This is a genomic window from Streptomyces sp. NPDC020362, assembly GCF_040642095.1.
Lineage (GTDB): Bacteria > Actinomycetota > Actinomycetes > Streptomycetales > Streptomycetaceae > Streptomyces.
Genome location: NZ_JBFAET010000112.1, coordinates 18,880 through 31,170, shown reverse-complemented (window position 1 = coordinate 31,170; position 12,291 = coordinate 18,880). Strand labels below are relative to the sequence as shown.

Here is a 12,291-nt window from a genome sequence, read left to right as displayed (position 1 = left end):
GGCGGGGCGTGGTGGTTGCTGGGGAGGCTCAGTAGGCGGAGTTGACGTTGTCGATGGAGCCGTAGCGGTGGGCGGCGTAGTTGGCTGCGGCGGTGATGTTGGCGACGGGGTCGGTGACGTTCTTGGGGGTGCCGTTGACGTGGTAGGCGTTGAAGGTGGGGTCGATGACCTGGAGGAGGCCCTTGGAGGGGGTGCCCTTCTGGGCGTTGACGTCCCAGTTGTTCTGGGCGTTGGGGTTGCCGCCGGACTCGCGCATGATGTTGCGGTGGAGGCCTTCGTAGCTGCCGGGGATGTTGTTGGCCTTCATGATGGTGAGGGCCTTCTTGATCCAGCCGTCGAGGTTGTTGGCGCTGCCGGTGGTGTGGGTGGCGGCGGTGGCGGTGGTGGTGTGGGTGTTTTCGGCGGCGTGGGCGCTGGTGGGCAGGAGGGTGAGGGCGGCGGCTGCGGCGGCGGTGGTGGTGATGCCGGTGAGGGTGAGGTTGCGCAGGCGGGCGGTGCGGGTGGTGGCCATGGGGTGGGTCTCCTGTGGGTGTCGGGGGGTGCCTGGGCGGTCCGGTGTGGGCTGTCCTGGCGTGGGGCGGGGCCCCTGTGCTGCGGGGCGGAGCGGTTGGTGTGTGTCCGGTCCGTCTCGTGGCTCCCGGCAACGACAGCCATGGTTAGCGGGGGGTGGGGTGGGGCGCAATGATGTGACGTACTACCCGTCTTCGGAGTAATGCCTGCTTTGTCCCGTTTAGAACGGTTTCTGTGCTGTTCGGGGCGGGGTGGTTCTACGGTCGCGGGTAGGACGTGATCTGGGTCCTATGGGTGGCGTCACGCCGCCGGACCCCTTTTCGGGTCTGGTTTGGGTCCTCGGAAGCTGCGGATGCCATCGGGAACTGGTCCACCTCATGGCTGGCCGGACGACACTGGAGCGTCGCCTCAAGGTCCGCAGCGGCGAGGAACGCGCCGACTCCGTTGCCGTGGACGAGAAGCCCGAGGTGTCCGCGGGATGCTGATCGCCACCATCTCCCTCGCCGTACGGCACTTGGTGGGCTGACGATGAGTGACGGCGACAGCACAGCAGACGACGCGGGGTGCGGACGAGCCAGGCGCACGGTCGCGCGGCCATCCGGACAAGCGCCGGTCGGCCGCGCCGGCACATGTCCTGCCGAGACCCGGAGCCGACGCGCTGGCGGAAATTCCCTGGTGTGGTGGCCGGAGCAGGGCGCAGACTCGTCTCATGGCCGACATGGGGGCGTTCCGGGAGGCGGTCACCGCGTGGGCGGCCGGTGGTCCCGGCGACCCGGCGCACGAGCTGGCTGCGCGGCTGCGCGTGCGGGCGGCCGTCCTGCTTGAAGGGCCGAGTGACGTCGCAGCGGTCGGTGCGCTGGCCGCGCGCCGCGGCCGGAACCTGGCGGCCGAAGGGGTCTGCGTCCTGTCGATGGGCGGTGCGATGAACGTGGGGCGCTTCGCGCGTCTCCTCGGGCCACCGGGCCTGGGCCTTCGTCTCGCGGGCCTGTGCGACGAAGGGGAGCGTCCCTTCTACGCCCGCGGCTTGGAGCGGGCCGGTGCGGCTCAGCAGGGGATTTTCGTCTGCGCGGCGGATCTGGAGGACGAACTCATCCGCGCGCTGGGCGTGACGCGGGTGGCGGAGCTGGTTGGGGCGGAGGGCGACCTGCGCGCCCTGCAGACGTTCCTGCGCCAGCCCGCACAACAGGGCCGCAGCTCGCAGCAGCAGCTGCGGCGCTTCCTCGGCACGAAGAAGGGGCGCAAGATCCGTTACGGCCGCGTCCTCGTCGAGGCTCTCGACCCTGACCGCGTACCCGCCCCACTGGACGACCTGCTCGCCAGCCTCTGACCGCAGGACTGTGTCAGCCTCCTGGGGGGGGGACTCGGGCGGGCGCGGCGATCTTGGTGAACACGCATGGCGGTTGGGCGGCAGGTGAGCGCCCCTTCAACCTCAACCGCCCGTGGGCATCGTCGGCCGTAGCGGCCCTGGGAGCCCAGAAAGGGAACCTGTCCCGGCTGTTTCCTCTGATCCGTTCTCCGCTCCTTTACATAGGGAGGCGTACCCGCAAGGGTCGTGTACGTGAGTCCAGTACGTGGGATGACCGTCCACCCCTACGTCGCGGCCGACCGGGCGGCAGCCCTGGACCTGATCAACGCCGACCGGATGCCCGGCCAGCCTGTCGCCACTCCCGGCATGCTCGCCGACGCCCTGACGGGCCGCTCCTGTGTCGACGCCGGGTGGTGGGCCGAACTCGATCACCCCGAAACGCTCGTGGTCACTGACATCACCGGTGCGACCGTCGGCGTCATCTCCTGCGCGCTGCGCCCCAGGGACGGCCACGGGGTAATCCTGTGGCTGAACTGCCAGGAGGACGAGGTTGTGGCCCGCGCGCTGCTCGATGACGCCGCCGACGTGCTGGGCCCGCACCGTACGCTGGATGCATTCCAGCGGACTTGGCCGTGCCCTGCTCGGCACCGCGCTGAACGCCCTCCACCTCATGGGCGCGACCGAAGTGATCCCCTACGTGGACGACGACGCTCCTCCCGGTGACGACCGGGACCGGACAGCCGCCGAGGCTCTCTACGAATCCGCCGGCTTCCAGGAAATCGACCGCCTGCATTCCTTCACCCGCCGGCTCAACAGGCAGGATTGAGCGTTTGGTAAGGCCGTGGACCACCGGCGAAGGCATCGCGGGCCTGCCCGAAGCTGCCATCCGGGTGACAATGCCGACATGACCGATGATCAGTCCTCCATACCAGACCGCCCGTTGCTGCGCCGCCCCCAGGACGGTGAACTCATAGACGTCGCCGGTGTCGCGCACTTCTTCCGGCTCACCGCCGAGCACACAGGCGGCCGCTTCGCCTTCGAGGAGTTCCGCCTCGCCCCGGGCACCATCGGTGCCCGACCGCATGTGCACGAGGGACACGATGAGTACTTCTACGTCCTGGAAGGTGAGTTGACCCTCCATACCGGGGAGGAAGAGGTGACGGTCGGCCCCGGGCATCTGCTCGCCGCGACCCGGGGCACCCCGCACGGCTTCCGCAATGCGGGCCCGGTCCCGGCGCGCGCCCTGTGCCTCTACACGCCCGCCGGTTACGAGAACTACTTCCGCGACGTCCACGCCGCCGTGAGCGGCGGTGCCGAAGCCACCGATGAGCTGCTGACGGAATTCCGCAGCCGTTACCGGACCGCCTCTTACCAGGGTCCCCAGGAGCAGCCGTGAGGCTGCCCCGTAAACGGCCGCCGGGTCGTGGAGCGGGTGCTCAGTGAGGTGTTCTCAATGGTGATCAGTTCCAGATGCCGTTGAGGACAAGGGCCGCGCGGGCGATGTCGCCGATCCTCTTCGGACTGAGAGTGACCCGCTGCAGGGTACGCCAGCGCTGTTTGAGTTCGGCGGCGGCGGCGCGTTCGCCGAGGGCGCGGATGCGACAGGAATTGCACGTTGCCGCCGAACACCTTCTGGTTCTGGCAGAACCACAGGTCGTTGCCGTTCGCGCGGTCGCCGGCGGCTCGGTCGGACTCGATCAGCGTCCCATCCAGGATCACCTGCGTCATGCCCCGCTTCTGGCAGCGCGTCAGGACGTCGCACAGATCGGGAGCCTGGTGGGCGAGGACGTCGATGCCCTCGTGCAGGTAGCGGTAGCCAGTGGCCTGGGAGATCCCGGCATCGCGGGCCAGGCGGTGCACGCACCCACCGCTCACGGAACCAGCGGGGCACGAGCACCGCCCGCCGGAACGGGCCCGGCGCCCTGCTACGGCGTGGGGTTCCCGGATGACGCCGGTGAGCGGCGAGCAGACGGGCGAGGTACTCCACGACGTGGTTCGGGACATCGAGCGTGGCAACCAAGGTGACCAGCGTAGAGCCCCTGGCAGTTGTGGACTTGATCTTCTACTGAAACCCGTCCCACCAGCAGCCTCACGCCTGTCTCCGACCGGGCTGGGTCCGTCAAGGGGAGGCGATGCCGCAGGCTGCGGGCACAAGGTGCAGCCGCGCCTGGGAGACCCGTGTCAGCGGCGGGACGAGAAGGGTCGCTACCCCGGCTTCAACAGCCGCGCCGTCATAGCCCGAGCGGTCGCCGACCATCAGTGCCTGGCAGGGCTCCACCCCGAGCGCGTCCAGGGCAATGCGGAAAATGCCGGGGTCGGGCTTGCAGATGCCGTGCTGGAAGGAGAGCACGAAAGGGTCGACGTATCCGGCGAGGCCGTTCTTGACGAAACCTGGGCGAAGGTCGAAGTGGATGCCGCTGATGACAGCCACGTACAACCCCGCTGCCTGCAAGGTCTTGAGAGTGGGCCCTGCGTCGGTGGCAAAACCAGCGTCGTTGGGGTCGGACAGCGCCGTGTGCATCTCCTGGGCCAACGCAGAGTCGATACCAGCGGCGTTCAGCCAGCGGTCGTAGGCCTGGCGGCGGCTGACGCGTCGGCCCGGGTACCAGCCCTGCTCGACGTCCGGCCGCTTGCCCGCCGTACTCAACGCCGCGCTGATCCGCTGCACCTGCGAATCCGACGTGTCACGTCCGAGCTGCCGCAATGAGCGCTCGATCCACAGGGCACCTCTCGAGCCTCCCTCGGAGGGACCCCACTTGGGGACGATGAGCGTCCCCACCCAGTCGAACAAGACGGCTTTGAAGAACGGCAAGTCTCCCCTGAGCTGTCCAAGGTCGCGAGCAGGCTGACACACGCCCATTCGGCGAGTCAACCCGCAGAACCCCGCGGCACATCGCCGACGAGCCCAGCCCTCAACGACCACTACGAGATGATCTTCGTTGGGAAATCCTCAGTGGGATACTCGCGAGACTTTGACCCGGCAATCGTGGCAGCCTGCGGACAGGTCAGAACTGCGCGTTCATGCAGGCCGTCACTACGCCGTCCAGTTCCACTACGCCCTGCCGGACGATGCCTGGTGTGTGGAGCTGAGCGAGGCCGTCCCGGCGCCGGCCGCCTGGGCCGGGATTCCCGATCGCGTTCGAGCAGGGAGAAACCGAAGCAACGGAATGAGCACGCGGTGACCGGTGTGATCACGGTGTCGGTGCCTTCCTGGCCAGCCCCGTTCTCCGGGACCTCACCGGCGCTGGGCGACGAGGAAACGAACGGTCCCTCTGGGGGAATCGGAACGACACGGACGACCGCAGTGCGGTCTTCGGCCCGTTCCGCGGGCTCGGCCTCGTCGCCCGGCTCGGCGTTCCTGGTCGCGGGCAGCTGCGGAGGAGCGCGACTCCCCCGAGTCTCATGTGCCTTGGACCGGAGCGCGCCGATGAGGTCAGAAGCTGAAGACGCTGTTCTGCTCGACCGCGTGGTTCATTTCGCAGGCGTTCGCAAAGGTGTGTTTCCAGGAGGTACGCGTTCCCTGCCAGACACCGTCGACCGTGATGGTGACCGGAGACCAGAGCCGCATACAGGCCTGGCCGGGCGCCGTGGACAGCAGGGAGTCGAGCCGGCCGTCGACGCCGCGTAGATCCCCGCAGGCTGCGGCGGGGGAGGGATGGGTGCCGGAGGCGCCGGGTGCGCAGCTCAGTGTGACGGCACGAGCTGCAGTGTCGGTCGATCCTCCGGGGTAGGACACGGTCAGCACCAGTGCCGAGGGCGCGTACAGGCTGGTCGGCGCCGCGGTGGCTGTGACGGACGTCGTGGCGAGTACCGCACCGATCACGCTGACGGCGGCTGCGGCGGTGCCGGCGATGCGCAGGTTCATGCCCATGGAAGCTCCTTCATGAGGGTCGGGCCTTGTGGCCGGGAGAAGCTTCGCCGGAGCAATGGGGCAACGCCAGTTGACCAAGTGTGTTTCAGACGTGCTCGACGTGTGTGCAGGATGTGAATCCCATGCGTGCAGGTCGCAAGCTCATCACACTTGATGAAGATCTTCATTCACTTTGCATGTGTGTGAATCTGACTAGTCTTGGGGAGAGGAAAGGCCAGGTCGGCGCCTGCGCCGTGCTCGACAGAATGGCCGGAAGTCGGGGCGTGCCGCCGTTTTGGCCCAACGCCCCGGATACGACGAGCACAGGCCTTGCGGAAGTTGACCGGGTGCGTCGTTGCCGCGGGTGTCGTGGAGGTGCCGACACCGTCGCTGCTCGGAGTGGCGGGCGCTCTGCGATGCCTGGCTGACATCTGCGCCTGGTTTGTCCCCCGCCACCTGTCGCGGCGGGGTCCTGGTCACGATCCGTCCTGCAGTGTGATGGAGTCACCCAGTCGGACCGGGCCGGGTTCCAGCACGTCCAGGTACACCCCGAAGCACGCCAGTCGGCCGACGTCGAAGACCGGGACCCGGTGTTCGCGGGTGATCGCACGCATGATGCCGGGGTCGGCCTTAAGTTCGCCATGGCCGAGAGTGGGGACCACGCACCGGGGCGTGGGCACCAGTACGCGAAAGACTGCCTCGCCCACGCGCAGCCGGCGTCCCTGCCAGCTGTCCTCCACGAAGGCTGGTTTATCGCCGGTGTCGATGACCAGGTTCGGCCGGAAGCGACGCGGATCGGCATCGCCGACGGGATGGACGGTCTTGAGTCTTGCCAGTGAGGACGTGGTGACGAGATGGACCCGGCCGTAGTCGAAGAACGTTCCCGGCGCGACCTTGCCGACGGTGACCATCTCTCCCGTCTCGTCCACCGATGCTGTTGCCCGCACGACGTCCGGCACGCCGCCCTCGTAGTCGGGCACTGCACGCTCCAGCGTGCTGTGAGCCGGCGCGCTCGCCGAGACGGACACCTGACGGCCCAGCAAGGTGGACAACCGGGCGTCCAGATCGGGATCCCCGGCCGGGAGGGTCACTTTGTCGGGCAGTTCCACCTCGACGATGCCGTCGGTCAGCAGGCTTCGGCAGCTGAGCAGTTGCTCCCACTTGCGCGGATGCTTGGCACTGCCGATTGCGCCGCTCTGGTCGAGAACGGCATGCGTGCGGTCCCCGGACAGCCCCGTGTGAGTCACCGTCACGGACGCGAGAGCCTCGCCGAGCATGGACTTCACTGGATACCGGCATATGGCCGTCACAGTCCCCATAGCGATCAATCATGGCGGCAGGCCGGGAACGGGGCACCCAAGTCGGCCCGCACGCTTCGGCGGGAGGCCGGCCCGGGGATCCGCAGCGATGCCTCCCGCGGGGACGCTCGGCCCCGAGAACGCAAGCTGCGAATTCCTGTACCCGCGTCACACGTGTGGCGTGTCCGGGGCTGCAGCTTCCAGGTCGGTGATACTGCCGGACATGATCGTCCGCACGTGCTCGGTGATGTGTTCCGCGGGCCAGTCCCACCAGGCCACCGCCAGCAGCCGGGCAACGTCCTGGGCGTCGTAGCGGGTGCGGATGGGGCGGGCCGGGTTGCCGCCGACGATGGCGTAGTCGGGCACGTCGCAGGTGACCACGGCGCCGGAGGCGATGATCGCGCCGTGTCCGATCCGTACGCCGGGCATGATCGTTGTGCCGTGGCCGAACCAGACGTCGTTGCCGACGACGGTGTCCCCTCGGTTGGGCAGGCCGGTGAGCAGGTCGAAGTGTTCTGACCAGGAACCGCCCATGGTCGGGAAGGGGAAGGTCGAGGGGCCGTCCATGCGGTGGTTGGCGCCGTTCATGATGAATCGCACGCCCGTGCCCAGCGCGCAGAACTTGCCGATGATCAGCTTCTCCGGTCCGTAGTGGTAGAGCACGTTGCGCGTCTCGAACGCCGTCGCATCGTCCGGGTCGTCGTAGTAGGAGTATTCCCCGACCTCGATCAGCGGGGATTTCACCAGCGGCTGGAGCAGCACCACCCGCGGTTGCTCAGGCATCGGATGGAGGACCGTCGGGTCGGCAGGCACAGGCATGGGGGAGGGCTTCCTCATCGGTGGGGGCCGTAACCGATCCATGATCGCGATACTGAGCCGTCCTGGACACCGATTTCCCCCGGCACGGTGGGTCTGCCGATGCGACGAGAGTCTGCGGCCGCAGCGGGATGTACTCACCGAGCAGACCACGGACACGATTCCCCGCTTGGTGCCGGGGCTGCGTCTCTCAGCTTGGCCGGGGATGAAGGTCCTCTTCGTTCACGCACGACCCCCGTCCTCCGCCGCCCATGCGCTGTACCACTCCTTACTCCACATGTGGGACGACGGAGGCACCGTGACCTGGGACGCGGTCATCGGCGGCGAGCCAGCTGTCTCCGGATGTACGCCCCCGTCAGCAGTGCCGGTTCGTAGTAGGAACCGGCGGAAAGCCGGGCTGCGTTGGCGCGGGCGTTCAGCATGTCCTTGGTCATCCGCATGGCCGTGCGATCGCGGCGGAGAGCCGGCTTGACCCAATGTGAAATGGAATCATCCAGTTCGGCCAGGGGGACGACCTTCTGCAGAATGGACATGTCCTTTGCCCTCTCGGCGTCGAACTGCTCGGCCGTCAGCAACAGCTCACGAACCGCGGCCTGCCCTGCCTCCGCCTGGAGGCGATCCAGGATTCCTCCCCAGGCCGGGGGGAGTCCCAGCGCGACCTCCGGCATGCGGAACCGGCAGTTGGTCGCCCCGACTCTCAGGTCGCAGAAGACCGCGAGGCCTATGCCGGCTCCGATGACATCGCCCTGTATCTGTGCGATGGTCATCACCTTCGACCTTTCGAGGGCCTCGCAGACACGGACGGCCTTGTCGCCGTATGCGTGCAGGGCACTGCCGGAAGGATCCTCGTCGATCAGCGCTTCGAACTCGGAGCGATCTCCCCCCTGGCAGAAATGCTCTCCTGCGCCGGACAGCACCATCACTCGAATCGTCCGGTCGTCTTCAAGGCGAGTGAGCACCTGCAGCAGTTCGCTGAGGACCTGCAAGGACAGCGCGTTGCCCTCGTCCGGCCGGTCCAACTGGACTCTGAGGACGCGCCCTTCATCGGTTTCACTTACACGAAGGGTCTTGAAGTCGTTCATCATGGCGGCTGGTCTTTCCGTTGCTGGTGTCCGGTGGGCGGGTCAGACGAGGGCCAGTTGCAGCGACCGCATGCGTCGGAAGGCGACTCGTGGCGCCCACTGTGGGGGAGCGCTGATGCGAAGACGGAAGGGCCGCTCGAGAAGTGCGTTGAGGAGGACTGTCGCTTCCGTGCGGGCCAGGGCGCTGCCGAGGCAGTAGTGGATTCCTGCGCCAAAACTCAGGTGAGGGGGCGGCGCTGTCGCCGCCGCGGGGCACCCTCCGTGGCGGCCGCGACCGCGGCGCACGTCGAAGGCGTGAGGATCGGTGTACTCGGCCGGGTCGTGATGCGCGGCACCGACCATGAGTTGCACCATCCCGCCCGCAGGCACGAGCACTCCGCCAAGCTCGGTGTCCGCGGCCGCGACACGGCTGATCATGTGTATGGGTGCGTCGTAGCGCAGGGCCTCTTCGATCGCATCCTGTACCAGTTCGGGTTGCTGACGCAGCAAGTCCAGTTGGCGAGGGTGCTCGAGCAGCAAGCGTACGGCGTCGGACAGCACATGGGATGTGGTCTCCAAGGCCGCGAGGATCATGAAGAGTGCGAGGGAGTGAACAGTTTTGTCAGCGACGGCCGGGTCGGGTTCGAGTGTGTCCCAGGTCCGGATCCACGACGAGACCGGATCGTCGCCGGGCGCCTTTCGGCGCTCGTTGATCAATTCGGAGAAGTAGTCGCGCAGTTGAGCGGTCGCGGCGTCGGAGAGGGCGCGCTCGGTTGACGTGGGAAACAGTTCCTGCGTGTGCACTTGATCATGGGTCAGGGAACGCAGGAGTTCGTAGTCGCCCGAGGGGAGGTTCATCCAATCACCGATGGTGATTACGGGGAGTTCGTCACTGACTAGACTGACAAAATCGGCCGGACCTTGATGCAGTTGCTCGGTGAACCGATCCAGTAACCGCTCGACTGTCTTCTCGATCGATGGGCGAAGCGACGCCAGCGATCCGTGGTGAAATACATTGCCCAGCGATCTCCGCTTTCGTGAATGATGGGGTGGATTGAGCATGGGAAGCGAATCACTTATCTGCAGCGATGCGGGCGAACTCCAACGGTCTGTATCTTCTTGGCGAGTGCGCCAATCGCGGTCCGGGACCATCCAGGACTTGTCTCGGAGAACGCGATTGCACAGGCGGTAGGAAGTCACCAAAAACCCGCCCCAGGGTGCCGGAATAACTTCGCCCATCGCCCTGAGTTGCTCGTAGGCAGGCAGCGGATTCGCTTGGCCGTTGCTTCTGCGTAGTCGGGCGAAGAGTGAAACCAGTTGGCGCCGCCGGTCAACGACGGGCGCGGCCATGGCGGATTCCACGGCTACTCCTTCAGGAAGAACACACAATAATCGCCAGCCCTGCCTACCCCGATGCTGAAACGATCATGCGCATGGCATGTTCCTGCGACTGTTGCGCGGATCACGTTTTAGCCGGTTCGAGGGCTTGTCTTCTCACTTTGGGACGGTTGCTGCCGGTGGGTTCCTTGTGGAGAAGTCCTTCTTGGATTGAGACGTGTCCGTCTTTTCCCTATCTCACAGGCACAAAGCGAGCCGAGACCGTACGCAACGTTCAAACAAGGTCAATATCCGGCAGCACAGCACCCGGGCAGGCACGCTCTATGGGTCCCCCCGTGTCGGGTCGGCAGCTCCGGGGGAGTCGATCGGGTGGGGGAATGCATGCGCAGTATCGGGCAGTCTGTTGCTCTTCCCCGGTTCGGCGTAGATTCATGCACTCGGTGCCGGTCTCGCGCGGCTGGAGTGGCCGATTAGCTACGGCTCATCACTCTGGGGCGAGTTCTTTCGAGGCCTGCTCTTCGAGGAAAGCTTTATAGAGCCGGCGTCCCCGATCTGCTGAGAAGTCAATCTCTGGCAGTACTTCCGGGTTCGCAATAGCGAGCATCAGATTCTTGTACAATCGTGATACCCGTTCTTCGACGTGATGGAGGTGTCTGTCGACGGCGCTTGCGGTGAGCACCACGCCAGACCATGTGGCCGCGACTTGGTAGGCCTGCTCCGAAGGGCTGATGAAAGCCTTGACCTCGCCCCTCTGCTGAGCCTCGGTCAGCTGACCGGTATTGAAGATGATCCAGTCCGGCCAGGGGGTTCCAAAGGTGTCCGGTGCATCCTTGTGGAACGAAAGAAGCAAGGCGGCGAGGAGGGTGTCCTCCGTTACGACCCTGTACGCCAGGATCAGGCCGATGTCGACCACTTCTTGGAGCTTGATCTTCTGCGGCTTTAGGCCGTTCATGGTCAGCGTGTTTTCCATGACGGCTTGCGCCAGCGACATTTTTCCGTCCGGGTAATGCCTGTAGAATGCTCCCTTGCTTGTGTCTGCTGCGTCGATGATGTCGTTGACCGAAGCCCCGTCATAGCCTTTCGCCACGAACACCAGCCCTGCGGCATCAAAGATGCGCCGCTTTGTATCTATGGCGCGCTGTTGCTGCCTTCGTGGTTTCCTTGGCGCGGTCATTCGATCTCACCTTCGATGCCCACTCCGTAACTTGAGCATGGATGGGCTTGATCCGGGACGTACTTATGGACGTGTTCCGCAGATGCCTGTTCATGGATCATTGCGATCCCGGAGGCAAGGGTGCTGAAGAGGTCGCAAACGGTCGGGCGGACTTCGGAGGCCCTAATCGGCTCGCCAATAATACCTTTGTTTTTCGTGGCCGACGACGTGGCGCAGGAGGGCTTGATGTCCGCGGACATATATCCATCGCTGCGATGGTGGGAGTGGATTTGCCCTCAAAGTCCAATGAGCGGCTGCGGGTGTGGTCGGTTCAGGACAGTCTTGATTTCGCCAGTCGGCGAAGCCTCGGACGCCAGGGGCCGTCACGAGAGCAGGGCCTTCGCTCAGGAGCCTGCCCTGCCTGTGGGTGCATTCGGCTGTGACAAGGGTGCTCGGGTCCACTTGCGCGGAACTTCGCGAATGGCTGGCAACCGGCCCCCTGGTAGGTGTGTGATCCAAGTTCGCTTGACGTCTCGTGGGCATGGTTCCAGACTTGGCGCCGAAAGAACAGACCGAGTGGTCCCTTCTAGAGTCGCAGGATGCTGCATAAGTTGAACATTTCACTTCATGTTCCAGGAGTTTGACGGGAGTCCAGCACCTCGACGTCCGCTAAGAACGCTTGGCTTGACCGGTCGGGCGGAATGGACCAAGTGGTCGCGACTGGACCGGGTGGCCACTCGGAAGACAGTGAGAGCTGTGGGTAGCGGGACGTCGGCGCTGGACACGCGCCGCGCTTCCGGCTACCGAGCTGCCGAGCTGTGCCAGAAGAGACCGTCTGGTCCATATCAACACAGGGGGAAGCATGCATTCGACACCCGCCCGCACGAAGCGCCAGTCCACCGGGCACACATGGGGTGCCAGGTGGACTGGTCCTGCAACCGGGAACGGGTGCAGGACAC

11 protein-coding genes and 1 pseudogene are annotated in these 12,291 nt (G+C 65.8%); 3 read left to right on the top strand and 9 right to left on the bottom strand.

The annotated features are described in order from the left end of the window. Positions 1 to 28 precede the first annotated feature (28 nt). A complete protein-coding gene (locus AB0H32_RS30935; protein WP_361127183.1) occupies positions 29 to 511 on the bottom strand; it encodes a transglycosylase SLT domain-containing protein in 483 nt (160 codons plus the stop codon). 708 nt (positions 512 to 1,219) lie between these two features. Between AB0H32_RS30935 and AB0H32_RS30930 the strand changes: the two genes are divergently transcribed. The 3 genes from AB0H32_RS30930 to AB0H32_RS30920 all read left to right on the top strand — a co-directional run bounded on the left by AB0H32_RS30930 (position 1,220) and on the right by AB0H32_RS30920 (position 3,212). Next, positions 1,220 to 1,837, top strand: coding sequence for a TOPRIM nucleotidyl transferase/hydrolase domain-containing protein (locus tag AB0H32_RS30930; RefSeq protein WP_361127180.1), 618 nt, complete (start codon positions 1,220 to 1,222; stop codon positions 1,835 to 1,837). A 589-nt stretch (positions 1,838 to 2,426) separates the two neighbouring features. Next, on the top strand, positions 2,427 to 2,642 hold the full coding sequence (locus AB0H32_RS30925) for a hypothetical protein (protein ID WP_361127177.1): 216 nt from the start codon (positions 2,427 to 2,429) through the stop codon (positions 2,640 to 2,642). Between the two features lie 78 nt (positions 2,643 to 2,720). Continuing rightward, on the top strand, positions 2,721 to 3,212 hold the full coding sequence (locus AB0H32_RS30920) for a cupin domain-containing protein (RefSeq protein WP_361127174.1): 492 nt from the start codon (positions 2,721 to 2,723) through the stop codon (positions 3,210 to 3,212). A 64-nt stretch (positions 3,213 to 3,276) separates the two neighbouring features. Here the strand turns inward: AB0H32_RS30920 and AB0H32_RS30915 are convergent. From AB0H32_RS30915 to AB0H32_RS30880, 8 genes and pseudogenes are all read right to left on the bottom strand, one after another. Then, positions 3,277 to 3,845 (bottom strand): annotated as a pseudogene (locus AB0H32_RS30915) (hypothetical protein). Between the two features lie 90 nt (positions 3,846 to 3,935). After that, complete coding sequence (locus AB0H32_RS30910; protein ID WP_361127172.1) at positions 3,936 to 4,628, bottom strand: HAD family hydrolase; 693 nt, start codon at positions 4,626 to 4,628, stop codon at positions 3,936 to 3,938. Positions 4,629 to 5,249: 621 nt separating this feature from the next. Beyond that, positions 5,250 to 5,687: a subtilase-type protease inhibitor gene (locus AB0H32_RS30905; protein ID WP_361127169.1), complete on the bottom strand. Its 438-nt coding sequence runs from the start codon at positions 5,685 to 5,687 to the stop codon at positions 5,250 to 5,252. 455 nt (positions 5,688 to 6,142) lie between these two features. Continuing rightward, a complete protein-coding gene (locus AB0H32_RS30900; protein ID WP_361127166.1) occupies positions 6,143 to 6,985 on the bottom strand; it encodes an MOSC domain-containing protein in 843 nt (280 codons plus the stop codon). 147 nt (positions 6,986 to 7,132) lie between these two features. Continuing rightward, the gene (locus tag AB0H32_RS30895) at positions 7,133 to 7,783 is read right to left on the bottom strand and encodes a CatB-related O-acetyltransferase (RefSeq protein ID WP_361127163.1); all 651 of its coding nucleotides are present in this window, start codon (positions 7,781 to 7,783) and stop codon (positions 7,133 to 7,135) included. Positions 7,784 to 8,094: 311 nt separating this feature from the next. Further along, positions 8,095 to 8,865 carry an enoyl-CoA hydratase/isomerase family protein gene (locus AB0H32_RS30890; protein ID WP_361127160.1) on the bottom strand — a complete coding sequence of 257 codons (771 nt, stop codon included), beginning with the start codon at positions 8,863 to 8,865 and terminating at the stop codon, positions 8,095 to 8,097. Positions 8,866 to 8,904: 39 nt separating this feature from the next. Further along, positions 8,905 to 10,203 (bottom strand): cytochrome P450, encoded by a 1,299-nt coding sequence (locus AB0H32_RS30885; RefSeq protein WP_361127157.1) that lies wholly within the window; start codon positions 10,201 to 10,203, stop codon positions 8,905 to 8,907. 460 nt (positions 10,204 to 10,663) lie between these two features. Beyond that, on the bottom strand, positions 10,664 to 11,353 hold the full coding sequence (locus tag AB0H32_RS30880; RefSeq protein WP_361127154.1) for a TetR/AcrR family transcriptional regulator: 690 nt from the start codon (positions 11,351 to 11,353) through the stop codon (positions 10,664 to 10,666). Positions 11,354 to 12,291: the final 938 nt, after the last annotated feature.

Coding starts and splice junctions, on each gene's coding strand:
- AB0H32_RS30900 (WP_361127166.1), bottom strand. CDS start 6,985: ATGGGGACTGTGACGGCCATATGCCGGTATCCAGTGAAGTCCATGCTC.
- AB0H32_RS30935 (WP_361127183.1), bottom strand. CDS start 511: ATGGCCACCACCCGCACCGCCCGCCTGCGCAACCTCACCCTCACCGGC.
- AB0H32_RS30925 (WP_361127177.1), top strand. CDS start 2,427: ATGCATTCCAGCGGACTTGGCCGTGCCCTGCTCGGCACCGCGCTGAAC.
- AB0H32_RS30905 (WP_361127169.1), bottom strand. CDS start 5,687: ATGGGCATGAACCTGCGCATCGCCGGCACCGCCGCAGCCGCCGTCAGC.
- AB0H32_RS30895 (WP_361127163.1), bottom strand. CDS start 7,783: ATGCCTGTGCCTGCCGACCCGACGGTCCTCCATCCGATGCCTGAGCAA.
- AB0H32_RS30880 (WP_361127154.1), bottom strand. CDS start 11,353: ATGACCGCGCCAAGGAAACCACGAAGGCAGCAACAGCGCGCCATAGAT.
- AB0H32_RS30920 (WP_361127174.1), top strand. CDS start 2,721: ATGACCGATGATCAGTCCTCCATACCAGACCGCCCGTTGCTGCGCCGC.
- AB0H32_RS30930 (WP_361127180.1), top strand. CDS start 1,220: ATGGCCGACATGGGGGCGTTCCGGGAGGCGGTCACCGCGTGGGCGGCC.
- AB0H32_RS30890 (WP_361127160.1), bottom strand. CDS start 8,865: ATGATGAACGACTTCAAGACCCTTCGTGTAAGTGAAACCGATGAAGGG.